12 protein-coding genes are annotated in these 21,214 nt (G+C 34.9%); 2 read left to right on the forward strand and 10 right to left on the reverse strand.

Features of this window, described 5'->3' with window-relative positions; translation table 11 throughout:
• Window positions 1–86: 86 nt before the first annotated feature.
• The 3 genes from BB050_RS03160 to BB050_RS03170 all read right to left on the reverse strand — a co-directional run bounded on the left by BB050_RS03160 (window position 87) and on the right by BB050_RS03170 (window position 5,709).
• Window positions 87–2,858 (reverse strand): bifunctional aconitate hydratase 2/2-methylisocitrate dehydratase, encoded by a 2,772-nt coding sequence (locus BB050_RS03160; protein WP_066032582.1) that lies wholly within the window; start codon window positions 2,856–2,858, stop codon window positions 87–89.
• A 388-nt stretch (window positions 2,859–3,246) separates the two neighbouring features.
• Window positions 3,247–4,200 (reverse strand): AAA family ATPase, encoded by a 954-nt coding sequence (locus tag BB050_RS03165; RefSeq protein ID WP_066032583.1) that lies wholly within the window; start codon window positions 4,198–4,200, stop codon window positions 3,247–3,249.
• 78 nt (window positions 4,201–4,278) lie between these two features.
• Window positions 4,279–5,709, reverse strand: coding sequence for a peptidylprolyl isomerase (locus BB050_RS03170; RefSeq protein ID WP_008466908.1), 1,431 nt, complete (start codon window positions 5,707–5,709; stop codon window positions 4,279–4,281).
• 491 nt (window positions 5,710–6,200) lie between these two features.
• On the opposite strand from BB050_RS03170, the gene BB050_RS03175 reads away from it, so the two are divergent.
• The gene (locus BB050_RS03175; protein WP_066032584.1) at window positions 6,201–7,643 is read left to right on the forward strand and encodes an alpha-amylase; all 1,443 of its coding nucleotides are present in this window, start codon (window positions 6,201–6,203) and stop codon (window positions 7,641–7,643) included.
• A gap of 145 nt (window positions 7,644–7,788) precedes the next feature.
• Complete coding sequence (locus BB050_RS03180) at window positions 7,789–9,381, forward strand: peptide chain release factor 3 (protein ID WP_066032585.1); 1,593 nt, start codon at window positions 7,789–7,791, stop codon at window positions 9,379–9,381.
• A gap of 88 nt (window positions 9,382–9,469) precedes the next feature.
• On the opposite strand, the gene BB050_RS03185 is transcribed toward BB050_RS03180, so the two are convergent.
• From BB050_RS03185 to rplA, 7 genes are all read right to left on the reverse strand, one after another.
• Complete coding sequence (locus BB050_RS03185; RefSeq protein ID WP_066032586.1) at window positions 9,470–10,207, reverse strand: hypothetical protein; 738 nt, start codon at window positions 10,205–10,207, stop codon at window positions 9,470–9,472.
• A gap of 321 nt (window positions 10,208–10,528) precedes the next feature.
• Window positions 10,529–10,840: a DUF3467 domain-containing protein gene (locus BB050_RS03190; RefSeq protein WP_008466913.1), complete on the reverse strand. Its 312-nt coding sequence runs from the start codon at window positions 10,838–10,840 to the stop codon at window positions 10,529–10,531.
• Window positions 10,841–10,850: 10 nt separating this feature from the next.
• A complete protein-coding gene (gene rpoC, locus BB050_RS03195) occupies window positions 10,851–15,158 on the reverse strand; it encodes a DNA-directed RNA polymerase subunit beta' (protein WP_066035091.1) in 4,308 nt (1,435 codons plus the stop codon).
• Window positions 15,159–15,446: 288 nt separating this feature from the next.
• Complete coding sequence (gene rpoB, locus BB050_RS03200) at window positions 15,447–19,259, reverse strand: DNA-directed RNA polymerase subunit beta (RefSeq protein ID WP_008466915.1); 3,813 nt, start codon at window positions 19,257–19,259, stop codon at window positions 15,447–15,449.
• Window positions 19,260–19,527: 268 nt separating this feature from the next.
• Window positions 19,528–19,899 (reverse strand): 50S ribosomal protein L7/L12, encoded by a 372-nt coding sequence (rplL, locus tag BB050_RS03205; protein WP_008466917.1) that lies wholly within the window; start codon window positions 19,897–19,899, stop codon window positions 19,528–19,530.
• A 90-nt stretch (window positions 19,900–19,989) separates the two neighbouring features.
• On the reverse strand, window positions 19,990–20,490 hold the full coding sequence (rplJ, locus tag BB050_RS03210) for a 50S ribosomal protein L10 (protein WP_008466919.1): 501 nt from the start codon (window positions 20,488–20,490) through the stop codon (window positions 19,990–19,992).
• Window positions 20,491–20,512: 22 nt separating this feature from the next.
• Window positions 20,513–21,202: a 50S ribosomal protein L1 gene (gene rplA, locus BB050_RS03215; RefSeq protein ID WP_008466920.1), complete on the reverse strand. Its 690-nt coding sequence runs from the start codon at window positions 21,200–21,202 to the stop codon at window positions 20,513–20,515.
• Between the last annotated feature and the right edge of the window lie 12 nt (window positions 21,203–21,214).

Genomic DNA, 21,214 nt, shown 5'->3' on the forward strand with positions numbered 1-21,214 from the left:
AAGTTACAAAAAATAGAACAATTATTACTAAAAAAGCCCGAGTTTTACGACTCGGGCTTTTAAAATATTCTAAAATAATGTCTAGATTACATAACTAACTGTTTGTTAGATGGAGCAAACTTCGTTAAGTTAATACCATCTACTGCAGCAGTGTACTCTTCCATTGTTGGAGTTCTACCTAAAATTGTAGAAAGAACAACAACTGGTGTAGAAGAAAGCAATGATTCTCCTTTTTTACCGTCAGCATCTTCTACAACTCTTCCTTGGAATAAACGTGTAGATGTTGCCATTACTGTATCACCCTTAGCTGCTTTTTCTTGGTTACCCATACAAAGGTTACATCCAGGACGCTCTAAGTACAACATATTTTCATATTCTGTACGCGCTGCCGATTTTGGAGCATTATCGTCAAATTCAAAACCTGAATATCTTTGTAAAACTTCCCAGTCACCTTCAGCTTTCAACTCATCAACAATATTGTAAGTTGGAGGAGCAACTACAAGAGGAGCATTAAATTCTACTTTTCCTTGTTGTGCTTCAACATTTTTCAACATTTGAGCTAAAATTTTCATATCTCCTTTGTGAACCATGCAAGAACCAATAAATCCAAGATCTACTTTTTTCTCTCCACCATAGAAAGATAATGGTCTAATAGTATCGTGAGTATAACGTTTAGAAACGTCTTTATTATTAACGTCTGGGTCAGCGATCATTGGCTCAGCAATTTGATCCAAGTCAACTACAACTTCAGCATAATATTTAGCATTTGCATCTGGAGTTAAAGCTGGTTTTTCGCCAGATTTAATTTCTGCAATTCTCTTATCTGCTTTATTGATTAATCCTTGAAGAACTTGTCTTTCGTTGTCCATTCCTTTATCAATCATGATCTGGATTCTGCCTTTAGCAATTTCCAATGATTCGATCAAAGTATCATCTTCAGAAATACAGATAGAAGCTTTTGCTTTCATCTCTGCAGTCCAGTCTGTAAATGTAAACGCTTGGTCAGCTGTAAGCGTTCCGATATGAACCTCGATAATTCTACCTTGGAATACGTTCTCACCATTGAATTTCTTAAGCATTTGAGCTTGTGTAGCGTGAACTACATCACGGAAATCCATGTATTCTTTCATATCTCCAACGAAAGTCACTTTTACAGATTCTGGAATTGGCATAGAAGCTTCTCCAGTAGCAAGAGCAAGAGCAACCGTTCCTGAGTCAGCACCAAAAGCAACACCTTTAGACATTCTTGTATGAGAGTCACCACCAATAATGATAGCCCATTCGTCTACAGTAATATCATTAAGCACTTTATGAATTACATCTGTCATTGAATGATAAACACCTTTCGGGTCACGAGCCGTGATTAGACCGAAGTTGTTCATAAATTTCATCAATTTAGGAATGTTTGCCTGAGCTTTTTTATCCCAAACAGAAGCTGTATGACAACCAGATTGGTAAGCTCCATCAACAATTGGAGAAATAACTGTAGCTGCCATAGACTCTAACTCTTGAGCAGTCATAAGACCAGTAGTATCCTGAGAACCTACAATGTTTACCTCTACACGAACATCAGATCCAGCATGCAATACTTTTCCTGGTGCAATACCTACAGCATTTTTATTGAAGATTTTTTCTACTGCAGTTAAACCTTGTCCTTCATTAGAAATTTCTTTAGATGGAGCAAATACTGCAGGAGCTTGAATATCTAAAACTTTAGCCGCAAAAGTTTGAAGTTTTTTACCGAACACAATTGCATACGATCCTCCAGCTCTAATGAACTCTTTCTTTTGAGGAGTAAATGATCTTGAAATATCAATTAATTCTTGATCACCATTATAAAGTTTTTTTGTTTGAGTATTGATAGTCAAAACAGTTCCTGTAGCAACAGAATATGCTTGCTCAAGAATTGGCTCATTATTTTCGTTTAATACAGGTTTTCCGTCTGCATCAAGTTTTTTAACCCAGTTTTTAAGGTCAATTCCGATTCCTCCTGTTACATCTACCGTAGTAAGGAAAATTGGAGAAATACCGTTTGTTCCTCCAACAATTGGAGCAATATTTACGAATGGAACGTATGGACTAGCTTGTTTTCCTGTCCAAAGTGCAACGTTGTTTACACCTGACATACGAGAAGAACCAACTCCCATTGTTCCTTTTTCAGCAATTAACATCACGCTTGCATCTGGATGCTTAGCCTGTAAAGCTTGAATTTCTTCTTGCGCTTGAGGCGTAATCATACATTTTCCGTGAAGCTCACGATCTGAACGTGAGTGAGCCTGGTTTCCTGGAGACAATAAATCCGTAGAGATATCACCTTCTCCAGCGATATAAGTAACAACCTTAATTTCTTCAGCCACTTCTGGAAGTTTCGTGAAGAATTCGGCTTTCGCATAGCTTTCTAGAATTTCTTTAGCAATTGCATTATCATTTTTGAAAGCTTCTTTCAAACGATCTGTGTCTGCATCGTAAAGGAAAACTTGAGTTTTAAGAACATCTGCAGCTTGTTTAGCGATTGCGGAATCGTTTCCTAAAGCTAAATCCAATAAGACTTCAATTGAAGGTCCACCCTTCATATGTGATAATAATTCAAAAGCAAAAACTGGAGTAATTTCTTTAACTACAGATTGACCTAAAATAATTTCTTTTAGGAACTTAGCTTTTTCACCGGCAGCACTTGTAGTACCTGGTAAAGTATTGTAAATAAAAAACTTAAGAGAATCTTCGCGGTATGCGTTATCAACATCTTTAATTTGGGCAATGATTTCGCTTAATAATTCAGCTCCATCGATTGGTTTAGGGTGTAACCCTTGATTTTTTCTTTCTTCAATTTCTTGAAGGTAATCCTGATAAATACTCATAATAAAAGCGGATTTATTTTTTTGAGGCAAATTTAAGCATTAAACCCGATAATTAAAAAAAATATAATAGAACAAGGCTTTTCAAAAATTATTATTGCTAAAAAACGATTTTCACTGCTTGTTTTTGCCAAAAAATCAATTTTGAATTAAAATAATGAATTATTAATATTTAAAAATCTTTTCTTTAACAAAGTCGAAATTCGATGTTATAAAGTAAGTAAGTTTTTACCTCTGTTTTCGCTAAGAATCTTTCTAAATAAAAAATTATAACGTTATAGTTGATCTTTTTGACGTCGTTTGAACGTCATCAATCGATTTTAAATTCCAAACAAAAACAAAAAATCCCGACAATAACTTATCGGGATTTCGTACATATTTTTCGCAGTAATTACATCAGTTTTTTAATGATTGTTTCTTCTGTAATTCCTTCTGCATCGGCCTTATAATTTTTAATAATTCTATGACGAAGAATTCCTGTTGCCACCGCCTGAACATCTTCAATATCTGGTGAAAATTTTCCGTTGAATGCAGCGTGTGCTTTTGCTGCTAAAATTAAATTCTGCGAAGCTCTTGGCCCTGCTCCCCAATCTAAATAATTCTTCACAAAATCATTGGTCAAAGAATTGTCTGGACGAGTTTTGCTTACCAGAGTCACTGCATATTCTATAACGTTGTCTGCGACTGGAATTCTGCGTATTAAATGTTGGAAATCAATAATTTCCTGCGCATTAAACAACGGATTAATTTCTGTTTTAACATCAGAAGTTGTTCGCTTCACTACTTGAACTTCTTCTTCAAAAGTTGGGTATTCTAATTTAATAGCAAACATGAAACGGTCTAACTGAGCTTCCGGCAAAGGATAAGTTCCTTCTTGCTCAATTGGGTTTTGAGTTGCCAAAACAAAATAAGGCAAATCTAATTTATGATGCTGCCCAGCAATAGTTACCGACCTCTCTTGCATCGCTTCTAACAATGCTGCCTGAGTTTTTGGCGGCGTTCTATTGATCTCATCTGCCAAAATAATATTAGAGAAAATTGGCCCTTTAATGAATTTGAAATTTCTATTTTCATCCAAAATTTCACTTCCTAAAATATCAGAAGGCATCAAATCTGGCGTAAACTGAATTCTTTTAAAATCTAGCCCTAAAGCCTGAGACAAAGTATTTATCATTAAGGTTTTTGCTAAACCAGGCACTCCAATTAAAAGCGCATGCCCTCCAGAAAATATACAAAGTAAAATTTGATCTACAACGGCGTCCTGCCCTACAATGATTTTCGCTATTTCTTTTTTTAATTCGTTTCTTTTTTGAACTAAATTGTGAATTGCTGTTACGTCAGACATTTATGAATGTATTTAAAATTAAAAAGAGTTAATTCTATGAAATCATAAAACTAACTCTTTTTATTTATTTATTAAAACTTATTTTTTTAACCAGTTGTTTGCAAAAGTACAGTCTTTATACTCTCCAATGATTTTGATGTAAGTATCTTTAATTTTAGTATCAAACCATTTTGCAATGGCATTGATCTGCTTTTCTTTAAGTGCTAATTCTTTAATTTTAGTATAATCTTTAGCATAATCAGCAGTGTGTTCGTCAATTCTGTTTGTAACTGTAATTAACTTATACGTTTTTTTACCTTTATCGTCTGTGTTTAAAAGTGGTTGAGAAATTTCATCTCCTTTTAAATTTGAAACTTGGCTATACAATTGTGGATCCATTTTTGTCAGCTCAAATCGAGTATCTTGTGTTGTTGGATTTACTAATGTTCCTCCGTTTGCTCTAGTTTCTTTTTCATCCGATTCGGTTCTTGCCGCTTCAGCGAAAGTTATTTCTTTATTGATAATTTTATTTCTAATATTGGTAATTCTTTCTTTTGCTTCTTTTAAGGCAGCTTCTGAAACTGTTGGAGCAATCAAAATATGACGAAGCTCAACTTCTTGTCCTTTAATTTTTTCCACCATTATAATATGAAAACCAAAAGTTGTCTCAAATGGTTGCGAAATTTCTCCCGCCTGCAAACTAAACGCAACATCTTTAAACTCTTTCACAAAAGGTGTTTTTCTTGTCATTTTATAATAACCACCGTTTGGTGATGATCCTGGATCCTGAGAGTACAAAACGGCTTTTGTAGCAAAACTAGAACCTTCAAGAACATCTTTTCTTATAGCGTTTAATCTATCGATTACTTTTTGTTTGTCTTCTTTAGAAATTTTAGGCTCCACAACAATTTGTGCTACTTCCATTTCAGCGCCAAAAGTTGGCAATTCGTCTTTTGGGATTTTCTTAAAGAAATTACGAACTTCCTCTGGAGTAATCTCAACATCTTTAATGATTTTATCTCTCATTTCAGAAGCCAATTTCTGCTCCTTTAAGATATCAGCAAAATAGGTTTTAAATTCTTCTACAGAGCTCTTTTTATAGTATTCAACTACTTTATTAATGTCACCTACTTGCTGTGTCATATAGTTAAGACGCTCTTCCATCATGCTTCTAACTTCGGCATCACTCACAATAATACTATCTTGAATGGCTTGGTGAGCGTATAATTTGTCTTCTAAAAGTTTACCAAGCATTTGGCATCTTGTAATATCTTTTATAGATCCGCCTTGAGCAGTAATTTCTAAAAATCCTTTATCAATATCAGAATCTAAAACAATATAATCTCCTACTGTCGCAATAATTCCATCGATTTTCAATTTTCCGCCAGAAGGAGTTTCAGCTGGTTTTTGAGCAACAACATCCGGAATAACTTCTTGCGCTGTAATTATTGGAGTTAAAAAAAGAAAAAAACAAATTGTTAGTGCAAACCTGAAATCAATTGTTTTTAGCTGTAATTTTTTTAATAACATTATTTTAAATTTTATTTGAATTTAAGTCTATATTAGATGTTCCCTCAGAAATTATTGATGTTGATCATTAACATAAATAATTAAAGTATAGTTCTTTCGTAACTTATAACGAACAAAAATAACAATTCAATTACATAATCCAACTATCCGATATACTATTAACAAAAAATTATAGGATAGTTCTACATCAGCATACAGACATGTACATTTCTTTTTTTCTAATTCTATGAAACACAATTTTTTATGATTTGATTTTAAAAATTGATTTTTATTGATCAATAACCCCCTAAATTGTAGTCCCTAGAAAAAGTTCTCAACACTACAACGTTTTCGTGACAAACAATTTTCTTACAAATTAAAATTAAATCAAAAAAAAATTACTTTAGATGCGTAATTATCATTTTAGGGTGTTAAAAAATAACAATATTTGCTTTTTTAAGCTCAAAATTTGACAATTACAAAACTTACTATTTAACTTAACCACATCTATTATGAAAAAACCTATTTTAAAATTATGCCTTATTACGGCATTTACTGGACTGCTGTATTCGTGTTCACAGAACGAAATGAACGAATCTGACTCAAAAGCTGAGAGTCAGAAATTTAAAATTATTGATGTTACACATCATGACGGAAAACCTTTTAGCACAGGAACTTCCAATTCTTCTTCAACAGGAAAATATGTTGATAGTCCTGGTGGAGGTGTTATGATGCAGGCTTTTTATTGGGATGTGCCCTCTGGAGGAACTTGGTGGAATACCGTAAGCAGCAAAGTAACCGCATGGGGTAACGCTGGAATTGGCTCTATTTGGCTTCCGCCTGCTTCTAAAGCACAAAATGGAGCATTTTCCATGGGATATGATCCAACAGATTACTTTGATTTTGGAGATTACAATCAGAACGGAAGTATCGAAACCAGATTTGGATCAAAAACTGAATTAGTAAATTTAATTACGGCTGCTCACAACGAAAACATCAAAGTTTATGCAGATATCGTTATCAATCATAACAGCGGCGGACAATCTGAAGCAAATCCGTTTACTGGTACAAATACATGGACTAATTTTACTGGAATCGCCTCTGGAAAATTCAAACGAACTTATAATGATTTTTACAAAAACAGCTTCGGAAATAATGACGAAGGTTCCTTTGGTGGATTCCCTGATTTATGCCATGCCGCTCAAAATGTAAAAGACTGGCTGTGGTTAAGAACAGATGGAGTTGGGAAATATTATAAAAACACTATGAAGTTTGACGGCTGGAGATTTGACTATGTAAAAGGATTTGGCCCATGGGTTGTAAATGCTTGGAATGCCAACGTAGGCGGGTTCTCTGTTGGAGAATATTGGGACTCTAACGTAAATACGCTTGAATGGTGGGCTAATAACGCAAACAGTTCTGTTTTTGATTTCGCATGCTACTATAAAATGAACGATGCTTTTGACGGAAACAACCTTGCCCTTTTGAATGATGACATGATGTGGAAACGTAATCCGTACAAAGCAGTAACTTTTGTAACCAATCATGATACCGATGAAATTTGGAGCAAAATGTTAGCTTACTCCTATATATTAACTCACGAAGGTTATCCAACCATTTTCTATAGAGATTATGAAGAATGGCTGGACAAAAACAAACTGAATAATCTGATTTGGATTCATAACAATAAAGCAACAGGAACAACTTCTATCTTATATTCTGATAATGACGAATATGTGGCAAGAAGAAACGGGTACAACGGAAATCCAGGATTGGTAGTTTATATCAACAACTCAGATGTTTGGCAAGAAAGATGGATTCAAACGAATTGGGCTAATACTCAAATTAAAGATTTCACAGGAAACTCATCTTGGTATCCGACAACTCAAGCCGATAAATGGGTAAAAATACAATGTCCTCCAAAAGGATATTCAATTTGGTCAATTAATCAGTAATTTAAAATGACTATTTAAGGCTGTTGCAAAACAGCCTTATTTTTTTCTAAAAAACCTTCTAATAATAAAGACTTCCAAATTTACGAACTGAATATTTTCATAAAGCCGTATTTAATAGTACTTTTGCAACCTATTTATACGAAATATGAGCTTTTTAAAAGAAATACAACGCAGAAGAACATTTGGAATTATCTCGCACCCTGATGCCGGTAAAACAACTTTAACTGAAAAATTACTGTTGTTTGGAGGTGCTATTCAGGAAGCTGGAGCGGTAAAAAACAATAAAATTAAAAAAGGAGCAACGAGTGACTTTATGGAAATCGAGCGTCAGAGAGGTATCTCGGTTTCGACTTCTGTGCTTGCTTTTAATTATAAAGATAAAAAAATCAATATCCTTGATACTCCTGGACACAAGGATTTTGCAGAAGACACCTTTAGAACTTTAACCGCTGTTGATAGTGTAATTGTTGTAATTGACGTCGCAAAAGGGGTTGAGGAGCAAACAGAAAAATTGGTTGCTGTTTGTAGAATGCGTAACATTCCAATGATTGTTTTCATCAATAAATTAGACCGTGAAGGTAAAGATGCTTTCGATCTAATGGATGAGGTTGAACAAAAATTAGGATTGAAAGTAACACCTTTAAGTTTCCCAATCGGAATGGGTTATGATTTCCAAGGAATTTATAATTTATGGGAAGAAAACATTAACCTTTTCAGCGGAGATAGCCGTAAAAATATCGAAGAAACAATTGCTTTTTCTGATGTACAGAACAATCCTGAACTAGATAAAATTGTGGGAGAAAAAGCTGCTAATAAACTTCGAGAAGAATTAGAACTAATTGATGAGGTTTACCCAAGATTTGAACGCCAAGATTATTTAGATGGAAAAATCCAGCCAGTGTTCTTTGGTTCTGCTTTGAATAACTTTGGAGTTCGTGAACTATTGGATTGTTTCATTACAATCGCTCCATCTCCAAGAGCAAAAGATTCTGAAACTCGTACAGTTGAGCCTACAGAAGAGAAGATGACTGGATTTGTTTTCAAAATCCACGCTAACATGGATCCAAAACACCGTGACCGTTTAGCATTTATCAAAATCGTTTCTGGAACTTTCGAAAGAAATAAACCTTACTACCACGTTCGCCAAAAGAAAAATCTAAAATTTTCTAGTCCGAATGCATTTTTTGCTGAGAAAAAAGAAATTGTAGATATTTCTTATCCTGGTGATATTGTGGGTTTACACGATACTGGAAACTTTAAAATTGGTGATACTTTAACTGAAGGCGAAATCATGAGTTTTAAAGGTATTCCAAGTTTCTCTCCTGAGCATTTTAGATACATCAATAATGCTGATCCTATGAAAGCGAAACAATTGGAAAAAGGAGTTGACCAATTAATGGATGAAGGAGTTGCTCAGTTGTTTACTTTAGAAATGAACAATCGTAAAGTTATCGGAACGGTTGGAGCGCTTCAATATGAGGTTATTCAATATCGTTTAGAGCATGAATATGGAGCTAAATGTACTTACGAAAACTTCCCAGTGCATAAAGCTTGCTGGGTTAAACCTGATGACGCTAAAAATGAGGAATTTAAAGAGTTTAAACGTATTAAACAAAAATTCTTGGCTCATGATAAATACGGACAATTAGTATTCTTAGCTGATTCTGATTTTACTATTCAAATGACGCAAAGTAAATATCCAACCGTGAAATTATACTTTACCTCTGAGTTTGATTAATTTACTTTAGATTAAAAATATAAGAAAGGCTGTCAATTTATTTAGACAGCCTTTTTCATTTACATTCCCCAATATGTAATTTTGATGATTATTTTGTGTAGTTAATTCCTAATCCGCCCGCGATATAAATTTTGTTAAGCTCATTAGAAGCAATAATTATATTTTTTATCAAAACGTTATTTTTAGCAGACTGTACATCAAAGGCTATTTCTTTTGACAAATAATAATCATTTGCTGTAATTGTTACCATTAGTGTTTTACTATTCTTCAAAACCTTGGCCGCTATAGAAAATTCACCTGTTTTAGGATTTACTTTCACCGGATTTTGTGCACCGTCAACGGCAAGCATCAAATTAGGATAGACTTCTCTATTAAAAGGTTTGTTTGTTTTTGATTCCAACAATTTTCCTTTTATAATTATAGAAATTTCAGCATTTGAAGCGTGATTATAATCTACTTTGCCTACTTTATAAGTATTGTTGGGCTTCAGACAGTTTATTTCTGTTTTAACAGGTTCTTTTTCTTGCGCTGAAACATTTGATGCCAATAATACAGATGCAGCAACTGCAGCATATTTCAAAGTATTGATTTTAGAAGTTTCATTGTATTCAAACTGTTCTTCCAATTGTGTTGTTTTCAGCCTTGCACAAATAGATTTATCATTATTTTCAGTAATGAATTTAGCAACTTCTGAATTCGTTTTCTTGCTCAAATCAATTACATTCTTCATACATGAATTACAAAATGAGCCCTCTGAATTTGGAATCATTTTATCAAAATTTTCAGAACAAGGATTTGCTATTTCTAAGGTGAATTTCTTTTTCATCATGTCTCTTTTTAAGTTAAAATCTTTCACAGACTATTTACTTATATAGAGTACATTTTGCATCGAAAGGTTGGGAAGAATAGAAAAAAAATCAGAATAAAAAAAGCGCTAATATTAAATTAGCGCTTTTTTATAATTTGAATTAAATTAACCTTTACTAAGTCATTCTATTTCAAAATTCAATCTTTTTAGGTTATAGAAAGTTAAAACAATATTGATTAGAGAAGAAACTTAGTCGACTAAAATAAATTAAATCCGATGAACTGCACTTTTTATTCATTAACCATAAAAAAAGCCCCTTAAAAAAGGGGCTTTTAAAATTTATGCTTGTCCAGCTGGACCAAAATTAAGCGGAATTGGTGCTTGTTCCGTTTCTTTGATTTCGCCATGAGCGGCCTCAAATCTGTGGATGTTTTCACCTATTGCTCTCAATAATCTTTTAGCATGTTGTGGTGTCAAGACAATTCTTGACTTTACCTTGGCCTTAGGAATACCTGGCATAATGCTCACAAAATCTAAAACAAACTCAGATGATGAGTGATTAATAATCGCAAGATTAGAATAAATTCCTTCTGCGACAGTTTCGTCTAGCTCAATATTAATTTGCTCTTGTTGTTGTTTCGGATTACTCATAGTTTCCTAATTAATAAATGTATTCTTCTTTATTAGCCATCATTTCATTGTAATCATCTTTAGATCCTACGATTGTGTTATCGTATTCTCTCATACCAGTTCCGGCAGGGATTCTGTGTCCAACGATTACGTTTTCTTTTAATCCTTCTAGATCATCTACTTTACCAGCTACTGCAGCTTCGTTAAGTACTTTCGTTGTCTCCTGGAATGAAGCCGCAGAAATGAATGATTTAGTTTGTAACGAAGCTCTTGTAATACCTTGTAGAACTGGCGTTGCAGTTGCAGTAATTACATCCCTTGCTACAACAAGATTTTTATCTGTACGTTTCAATAATGAATTTTCATCACGTAACTCACGAGGCGTAATGATTTGACCTGGTTTTAATACTGAAGAATCTCCAGCATCTTCAACCACTTTCATACCATATAATTTATCATTTTGAAGGATAAAGTCTTTAGTGTGGATCAATTGATCTTCTAAGAATAGAGTATCTCCTGGATCTTCAACTTTAACTTTACGCATCATTTGACGAATTACAACCTCGAAGTGTTTGTCATTGATTTTTACCCCTTGTAAACGGTAAACCTCTTGAATTTCATTTACCAAGTACTGTTGAACAGCAGCCGGACCTTGAATTCTTAAGATATCATCTGGTGTAATTGCACCATCAGACAATGGAACTCCCGCTCTTACGAAGTCATTTTCTTGTACTAAGATTTGGCTTGAAAGTTTCACTAGATACTTTTTAACCTCACCAAATTTAGACTCGATAACAATCTCACGGTTACCTCTCTTAATTTTACCGAATGATACAACACCATCAATTTCAGATACAACTGCTGGGTTTGAAGGGTTACGAGCCTCAAGAAGCTCAGTAATTCTTGGTAAACCTCCCGTGATATCGCCCGCTTTAGAAGAACGACGTGGGATTTTTACTAATACTTTACCTGCTTTAATTTTCTCACCATTTTCAACCATTAAGTGCGCACCTACTGGTAAGTTGTATGAACGAATCAATTCACCTTCTTTACCATAAACTAATAAAGTTGGGATTAATTTTTTGTTTCTAGCCTCAGAAATTACTTTTTCTTGGAAACCAGTCTGCTCATCGATTTCAACCATGTACGATTGTCCTTGTTCTAAATCTTCGTAAGCAATCTTACCCGTAAACTCAGAAACAATTACACCGTTATATGGATCCCATTTACAGATTACAGTTCCTTTAGTAACTACATCTCCATCATTTACAAAAATACTAGATCCGTAAGGAATGTTATGCGTATTTAAAACAATTCCGGTTCCTTCGTCAATTAATTTCAACTCAGTAGAACGTGATACAACGATATCAACTTCGTTACCTTCACTATCTTCACCTTTAACTGTTTTTAAATCTTCGATTTCAAGTCTACCGTTGAATCTTGTAACAATACTAGACTCTTCAGAGATACCTCCAGCAACCCCTCCAACGTGGAACGTACGAAGTGTTAACTGTGTACCTGGCTCCCCAATAGACTGAGCTGCAATAACTCCGACAGCTTCACCTCTTTGTGTCATCTTACCAGTAGCTAAGTTTCTACCGTAACATTTCGCACAAATACCTTTTAAAGCTTCACAAGTTAATGGAGATCTAACTTCAACTTTCTCAATTGGAGACGCTTCGATAGTCTTAACAATTGATTCAGTGATTTGCTCTCCAGATCTAACCATGATCTCGTTAGTAAGAGGATTGATAACGTCTTGTAATGCAACACGTCCTAAGATTCTCTCACCTAAAGATTCAACGATTTCCTCATTTTTCTTCAAGGCAGCAACTTCAACACCTCTTAAAGTTCCACAATCCTCGATGTTAACAATAACATCTTGAGAAACGTCATGAAGCCTTCTTGTCAAGTAACCAGCATCGGCTGTTTTAAGAGCCGTATCCGCAAGACCTTTACGAGCACCGTGAGTAGAAATGAAGTACTCAAGAATCGAAAGACCTTCCTTAAAGTTAGAAAGAATCGGGTTTTCAATAATCTCACCACCACCAGCAGTAGATTTTTTAGGCTTAGCCATCAAACCACGCATACCAGTTAACTGACGAATCTGCTCCTTAGAACCCCTCGCCCCAGAGTCAAGCATCATATATACAGAGTTGAAACCTTGCTGGTCTTCTCTAATATTTTTCATTGCTAACTCTGTTAACTGAGCATTTGCTGAAGTCCATACGTCAATAACTTGGTTGTAACGCTCGTTATTTGTGATAAGACCCATGTTATAGTTAGTTGAGATACCTTCAACTTGCTCTCTGGCATCTGCAATTAACTTAGTTTTTTGTTCTGGAATTCTAATATCACCTAAAGAGAATGATAAACCTCCTCTAAATGCGAATTTATACCCCATATCTTTCATATTATCCAAGAAAGCTGCCGTTGTAGGTACATCAGTCACACTTAAAATGTGTCCGATAATATCTCTAAGGTTTTTCTTAGTCAATACGTCATTTATATATCCAGCTGCTTCTGGTACTACTTCGTTAAATAATACACGTCCTGCAGTTGTCTGGATGATTTTGTACACTAACTCTCCGTTATCATTAAAATCTTTAGCTCTAATTTTCACACGAGCATTCAATTCTAATCTTCCTTCGTTTAATGCAATATTTACTTCTTCAGCAGAATAAAAAGTTAAATCCTGACCGATAATTTTGTGATCTTCTGTAGAAATACGCTCTTTGGTCATATAGTATAGACCCAAGACCATGTCCTGAGAAGGTACAGTAATTGGAGCACCATTTGCAGGGTTCAATATATTGTGAGAAGCCAACATTAATAATTGTGCCTCTAAGATAGCTTCTGGCCCTAATGGCAGGTGAACCGCCATCTGGTCACCATCGAAATCGGCGTTGAATGCCGTACATACTAATGGGTGTAACTGGATCGCTTTTCCTTCAATTAATTTTGGTTGGAAAGCCTGAATACCAAGTCTGTGCAAAGTAGGAGCACGGTTCAGTAATACTGGGTGTCCTTTAATTACATTTTCAAGGATATCCCAAACTACAGGCTCTTTTTTGTCAATGATTTTCTTAGCAGATTTTACTGTTTTAACAATACCTCTTTCGATCAATTTACGGATAACGAATGGTTTGTATAACTCAGAAGCCATATCTTTTGGCAATCCGCACTCATATAATTTTAACTCTGGACCAACGACGATTACCGAACGAGCAGAATAATCCACACGTTTTCCTAAAAGGTTTTGACGGAAACGTCCTTGTTTACCTTTTAATGAGTCAGATAATGATTTTAATGGTCTGTTAGATTCTGTTTTAACAGCAGAAGCTTTACGAGTGTTATCGAATAATGAATCTACAGATTCTTGCAACATACGTTTCTCGTTTCTTAAGATAACTTCTGGAGCTTTAATCTCCATTAATCTTTTCAAACGGTTGTTACGGATGATTACACGACGGTATAAGTCGTTCAAATCTGAAGTTGCAAAACGACCTCCATCAAGTGGCACAAGCGGACGTAATTCTGGTGGAATAACTGGAACCACTTTCATAATCATCCATTCTGGACGGTTTTCACGGTTTTCGTTAGACTCACGGAAAGATTCAACAACTTGTAATCTTTTTAAAGCCTCAGTTTTTCTTTGTTTAGATGTCTCGTTGTTAGCACTGTGTCTTAATTCATAAGATAAAGCATCTAGGTCAATACGAGCTAATAAATCCATAATACACTCTGCTCCCATTTTGGCAACAAATTTATTTGGATCTAAATCATCTAAATATTGATTTTCTTGCGGAAGAGTATCTAAAATGTTTAAGTATTCTTCTTCAGTTAAGAAATCTAATCTTTGTAATGATTCTCCATCTGCATTTTTAGCGATACCTGGCTGAATTACTACGTATCTTTCATAGTAAATAATCATATCTAATTTCTTAGATGGAAGACCAAGGATATAACCAATTTTGTTTGGAAGAGAACGGAAGTACCAGATGTGAGCAATTGGCACAACAAGGTTGATGTGTCCTACTCTATCACGACGTACTTTTTTCTCTGTAACTTCAACACCACAACGGTCACAGATGATACCTTTGTAACGAATTCTTTTATACTTACCACAAGCACATTCGAAATCTTTTACTGGTCCGAAGATTCTTTCGCAGAAAAGTCCGTCACGCTCTGGTTTATGAGTTCTATAGTTGATTGTTTCTGGCTTTAAAACCTCTCCTCTTGATTCTTTCAAGATAGATTCTGGTGAAGCCAATCCAATAGAGATTTTGTTAAATCTTTTTACTGGATTCTTATCTTTATTGTTTCTATTATTCATCATAGTTTTTACTATTGATTTACTGCTGTTAAAAATTGATTTTAGATTTTCATAATCTCCATCTTTCAAAAATTGCTTCCAAAAGAGTTAAATCATCGCGCTTACCTCGGTTTACTTCTCTAAACCTCAAACTCTTATTTGAAGTGCTAGTTATAAAATGCCCTGCATTATTATAAAAAATCGGAACGGGTTACGGGTATAAATCTTAAAAACTTTAATATTATTCGTAATAGCCGACAGTCTCAGTTTTCAGCGTTAACTGAATACTGAAACTGTGACTGAAAACTTTTATTATTCTTCCAAACGAAGATCTAATCCTAGACCTTTCAATTCGTGCATTAATACATTGAATGATTCTGGTAAACCTGGTTCTGGCATAGTTTCACCCTTAACGATAGCCTCGTAAGTTTTAGCTCTACCAATAACGTCATCAGACTTAACAGTTAAGATCTCACGTAGTGTACTAGAAGCTCCATAAGCCTCAAGTGCCCAAACCTCCATCTCTCCAAAACGCTGACCTCCAAATTGAGCTTTACCTCCAAGTGGCTGTTGCGTAATCAATGAGTATGGTCCAATAGAACGTGCGTGCATCTTATCATCAACCATGTGTCCTAATTTAAGCATGTAAATTACACCCACAGTCGCTTTTTGTGCAAAACGCTCTCCAGTACCACCATCATATAGGTAAGTATGTCCGAAACGCGGTACTCCAGCTTCATCAGTCAAAGCATTGATTTCGTCAAGAGAAGCTCCGTCGAAGATTGGAGTAGCAAATTTTCTACCCAAGTTCATACCAGCCCATCCTAATACTGTTTCATAAATCTGACCAATGTTCATACGTGAAGGTACCCCAAGTGGATTCAATACGATATCTACTGGTGTTCCATCTTCTAAGAAAGGCATATCTTCATGACGAACGATTCTAGCAACAATACCTTTGTTACCGTGACGACCCGCCATTTTATCACCCACTTTTAACTTACGTTTTTTAGCAATGTAAATCTTAGCTAATTTCAAAATTCCAGATGGTAATTCATCTCCAACTGTAATAGTGAATTTCTCTCTTCTTAAAGCTCCTTGTAAGTCGTTCAGCTTAATTTTATAGTTATGAATCAAATCATTAACCATTTTATTTGTAGCGTCATCAGCAACCCACTGACCTTTGCTTAAGTGAGCAAAATCCTCTACTGCGTAAAGCATTTTTTGAGTATATTTTTTACCTTTTGGTAAAACTTCTTCACCCAAATCATTCATTACACCTTGAGATGTTTTTCCGTTAACGATCAAGAATAATTTCTCTACTAATCTGTCTTTTAATTCAACAAATTTAGTTTCGAATTCCATTTCTAAAGCACCTAAAGCATCTTTATCTTGAGTACGTTTACGTTTATCTTTTACGGCTCTTGCAAATAATTTTTTGTCAAGAACTACACCATGTAAAGATGGAGAAGCTTTTAATGAAGCATCTTTCACATCACCAGCTTTATCCCCGAAGATTGCACGAAGCAATTTCTCCTCTGGAGTTGGATCTGACTCTCCTTTTGGCGTAATTTTTCCGATCAAAATGTCGCCAGGCTTAACCTCTGCTCCAATTCTGATCATACCGTTTTCATCTAAATCTTTAGTAGCTTCTTCAGAAACGTTAGGAATGTCGTTTGTTAACTCTTCATTTCCTAACTTAGTATCTCTAACCTCTAATGAATAATCATCAACGTGAATAGATGTAAAAATATCATCACGAACTACTTTCTCAGAAATTACAATCGCATCCTCAAAGTTGTACCCTTTCCATGGCATGAACGCAACTTTTAAGTTTCTACCTAAAGCTAATTCTCCATTTTGAGTAGCATACCCTTCTGATAATACTTGTCCAGGAACAACTCTGTCACCTCTTCTTACGATTGGCTTCAAGTTGATACTTGTACCTTGGTTGGTTTTTCTGAATTTAATTAAGTTGTACGTTTTCTCATCAGCATCAAAACTTACCATTCTCTCGTCTTCTGTACGATCGTATTTAATAGTAATGATGTTAGCATCAACGTATTCAACAGTACCATGCCCTTCAGCATTGATTAATACTCTTGAATCTGAAGCTACCTGACGCTCTAAACCTGTACCAACAATCGGTGCTTCAGGACGGATCAAAGGAACTGCCTGACGCATCATGTTTGATCCCATCAACGCACGGTTCGCATCATCATGCTCCAAGAATGGAATCAAAGATGCAGAAATCGAAGCGATCTGGTTAGGAGCAACGTCTGTATAATGTACTGAACTTGGTTCAACAACTGGGAAGTCACCCTCTTCACGAGCAATAACATTACTAGCTGTAATTTTACCAGAAGCATCCATTTCAATGTTTGCCTGAGCAATCATTTTTCCTTCTTCTTCTTCAGCACTTAAATAAATTGGTGCGCTTTCTAAATCAACAACACCATCTGTCACTTTACGGTATGGAGTTTCAATGAATCCCATTCCGTTAACTTTTGCATAAACACCAAGAGATGAAATCAAACCAATGTTTGGTCCCTCAGGAGTTTCAATCGGACATAAACGACCATAGTGAGTATAGTGAACGTCACGAACCTCAAAACCAGCTCTTTCTCTCGAAAGTCCACCTGGCCCAAGTGCAGAAAGTCTTCTTTTGTGTGTAATCTCAGCTAATGGATTTGTTTGATCCATAAATTGAGATAACTGGTTAGTACCAAAGAAAGAGTTGATAACTGATGATAATGTTTTAGCATTAATCAAATCAATTGGTGTAAACACCTCGTTATCTCTAACGTTCATTCTCTCACGAATAGTTCTAGCCATACGTGCTAAACCAACACCGAATTGTTGAGACAATTGTTCACCAACTGTTCTAACACGACGGTTTGATAAGTGATCAATATCATCAATCTCTGCTTTAGAGTTGATCAACTCGATCAAATATTTAACGATTGTAATGATATCCTCTTTAGTAAGCACTTGCTTATCCATAGGGATATCTAAATCTAATTTTTTGTTCATTCTGTAACGACCAACTTCACCTAAGTTATAACGTTGGTCAGAGAAGAACAATTTATCTATAATACCACGAGCAGTTTCTTCATCAGGCGGTTCAGCGTTACGCAACTGACGGTAGATGTGCTCTACAGCTTCTTTTTCAGAGTTAGTTGGATCTTTTTGTAACGTGTTGTGGATAATAGCATAATCTGCTTGATTGTTATCCTCTTTGTGTAACAAAATAGATTTTACATTAGAATCGATGATCTCTTCAACATTATCTTTGTCGATAATAGTATCACGATCAAGGATGATTTCGTTACGTTCGATAGAAACTACCTCTCCAGTATCCTCATCTACGAAATCCTCGTGCCATGTGTTCAAAACACGCGCAGCAAGTCTTCTTCCAATATATTTCTTAATTCCTGTTTTAGATACTTTAATTTCTTCAGCTAAATCGAAAATCTCTAAGATATCTTTATCTCTTTCGAAACCAATAGCACGGAATAAAGTTGTTACAGGTAATTTTTTCTTTCTATCGATATACGCGTACATTACGCTGTTAATATCAGTAGAGAATTCTATCCAAGATCCTTTAAAAGGAATTACTCTCGCAGAATAAAGTTTAGTTCCATTTGCGTGGAATGACTGTCCAAAGAAAACCCCTGGAGAACGGTGTAATTGAGATACTACAACACGCTCGGCACCATTAATAACAAAAGTACCACTAGGAGTCATGTAAGGAATTGTTCCAAGATAAACGTCTTGTACAATTGTTTCAAAATCTTCGTGTTCTGGATCTGTACAGTATAGTTTTAACCTAGCTTTTAAAGGCACACTATAAGTAAGACCTCTCTCTATACATTCTTGAATTGTATAACGTGGCGGATCAACAAAATAATCTAGGAATTCCAATACAAAGTTATTTCTTGTATCTGTAATTGGGAAGTTTTCCATGAAGGTATTGTATAACCCTTCGTTGCCTCTTTCGTCAGATTTCGTTTCTAATTGAAAGAAATCTTTAAAAGATTTAACCTGAACATCCAAGAAGTCCGGATAGTCAGGGATATTTTTTGTAGAGGCAAAATTCAATCTTTCAGTCTGATTTGTTATCATCAATGGACAAAATTTTGATTAAAAAAAAGTAATTTATTTTTGTGTAAATACACACTGTTTAATCTATACTTTCTTATTATAATCAATACATCTTTAAAAATAGGACCGAAAAAATGGGCTCAATTTTCTTTCTTCGTATTGATCAAAAACTTTTTCGTATTTTAAACTATGGGATAATAAAATTTGATAATATTTTATTATACGAAAAATGGTTTAGGCCTTTGAGTGTTAACTCAAGACCTAAACCTAGTTCTTAAACTGAGTTTAATTATTTAAGCTCAACAGTAGCTCCAGCCTCTTCTAAAGATTTTTTAAGACCTTCAGCCTCTTCTTTAGAAACACCTTCTTTAACGTTGCTTGGTGCACCGTCTACTACATCTTTAGCTTCTTTAAGACCTAAACCAGTTAATTCTTTAACTAATTTTACAACAGCTAATTTAGAAGCTCCTGCATCTTTCAATACAACTGTAAATTCAGTTTGTGCTTCTTCAGCAGCACCGTCTCCTCCACCAGCAGCAACTACTACAGCAGCAGCAGCAGGCTCGATTCCGTACTCATCTTTTAATATTGTTGCTAATTCGTTAACTTCTTTAACTGTTAAGTTAACTAATTGTTCTGCGAATTGTTTCAAATCTGCCATTTTTTCTATCGTTTAAAATGATTTGTGTAAAAATATAATTTAATTATTGTGCGCTAATTAAGCAGCAAGGAAGCAAGCCTCCCTACATTATTACTCTGCTCCTTCTTCGCTTCCAGCGAATTTGTTTTGTAAAGCAGAAATAATTCTTTGAGCTGGAGATTGTAATAATCCAATGATTTCCCCGATAAGCTCTTCTTTAGATTTAATTGTAGCTAATGTATCTAATTGGTTATCCCCAATATATACTTCAGAATTGATGTAAGCTCCTTTTAAAACTGGTTTATCAGATTTCTTACGGAAATCTTTGATAATTTTTCCAGGTGCATTAGCAACATCAGAAATGAAGATAGCACTATTACCTGATAAAACTGTAGGTAAATCACCATAATCATTAGAAGAAGCTTCCATTGCTTTTGCAAGCAAAGTGTTTTTTACAACCTCTAATTTGATACCTGCTTTGAAACAAGCTCTACGTAAGCTTGAAGTTGTCTCTGCGTTTAAACCAGAAATATCAGAAATGTAAATGATATTTGTACCAGCTAACTGCGCAGTTAAATTTTCAATCGCGATTGATTTTTCTTCTCTAGTCATACTAAAAATTTTTAACTACCAATTATACTGCTTTTGGGTCTAATGCGATAGCAGGACTCATTGTGCTTGTAAGGTGAATACCTTTAATGTATGTACCTTTAGCAGCAGTTGGTTTAAGTTTTATTAATGTTTGAATAATTTCGTGTGCGTTCTCAACGATTTGCTCAGCTCCGAAAGAAACTTTACCAATACCAGCGTGAACGATACCAGTTTTATCAACTTTAAAGTCAATTTTACCAGCTTTAACTTCTTGAACAGCTTTAGCAACATCCATAGTTACAGTACCTGTTTTAGGGTTTGGCATTAAACCTCTAGGTCCTAAAATACGACCTAATGGACCTAATTTACCCATAACAGCAGGCATAGTAATGATCACATCAACATCTGTCCAACCGTCTTTAATTTTTTGTAAGTAATCGTCAAGACCAACGTGATCTGCTCCAGCTTCTCTTGCTTCAGCTTCTTTATCTGGAGTAACCAATGCTAATACTTTAACGTCTTTTCCTGTTCCGTGAGGTAAAGTAACTACACCTCTAACCATTTGATTCGCTTTTCTTGGATCAACACCCAAACGAACTGCGATATCAACAGACTCATCAAATTTTGCAGAAGCAACAACTTTAATTAATGCAGCAGCATCTTTTAAAGAGTATAATTTGTTCTTTTCAATTTTTGAAGCAGCCTCTTTTTGCTTTTTTGTTAATTTTGCCATTTCTTTTTCTTA

It is taken from the genome of Flavobacterium anhuiense (assembly GCF_001705175.1).
GTDB lineage: Bacteria > Bacteroidota > Bacteroidia > Flavobacteriales > Flavobacteriaceae > Flavobacterium > Flavobacterium anhuiense.

Excerpts from the sequence above, each read along its gene's own strand:
- rpoB (WP_008466915.1), bottom strand. The coding sequence starts at position 19,259 with ATGATAACAAATCAGACTGAAAGATTGAATTTTGCCTCTACAAAAAAT.
- rplA (WP_008466920.1), bottom strand. The coding sequence starts at position 21,202 with ATGGCAAAATTAACAAAAAAGCAAAAAGAGGCTGCTTCAAAAATTGAA.
- rplJ (WP_008466919.1), bottom strand. The coding sequence starts at position 20,490 with ATGACTAGAGAAGAAAAATCAATCGCGATTGAAAATTTAACTGCGCAG.
- BB050_RS03180 (WP_066032585.1), top strand. The coding sequence starts at position 7,789 with ATGAGCTTTTTAAAAGAAATACAACGCAGAAGAACATTTGGAATTATC.
- BB050_RS03190 (WP_008466913.1), bottom strand. The coding sequence starts at position 10,840 with ATGAGTAATCCGAAACAACAACAAGAGCAAATTAATATTGAGCTAGAC.
- rpoC (WP_066035091.1), bottom strand. The coding sequence starts at position 15,158 with ATGATGAATAATAGAAACAATAAAGATAAGAATCCAGTAAAAAGATTT.
- rplL (WP_008466917.1), bottom strand. The coding sequence starts at position 19,899 with ATGGCAGATTTGAAACAATTCGCAGAACAATTAGTTAACTTAACAGTT.
- BB050_RS03185 (WP_066032586.1), bottom strand. The coding sequence starts at position 10,207 with ATGAAAAAGAAATTCACCTTAGAAATAGCAAATCCTTGTTCTGAAAAT.
- BB050_RS03170 (WP_008466908.1), bottom strand. The coding sequence starts at position 5,709 with ATGTTATTAAAAAAATTACAGCTAAAAACAATTGATTTCAGGTTTGCA.
- BB050_RS03175 (WP_066032584.1), top strand. The coding sequence starts at position 6,201 with ATGAAAAAACCTATTTTAAAATTATGCCTTATTACGGCATTTACTGGA.
- BB050_RS03165 (WP_066032583.1), bottom strand. The coding sequence starts at position 4,200 with ATGTCTGACGTAACAGCAATTCACAATTTAGTTCAAAAAAGAAACGAA.
- BB050_RS03160 (WP_066032582.1), bottom strand. The coding sequence starts at position 2,858 with ATGAGTATTTATCAGGATTACCTTCAAGAAATTGAAGAAAGAAAAAAT.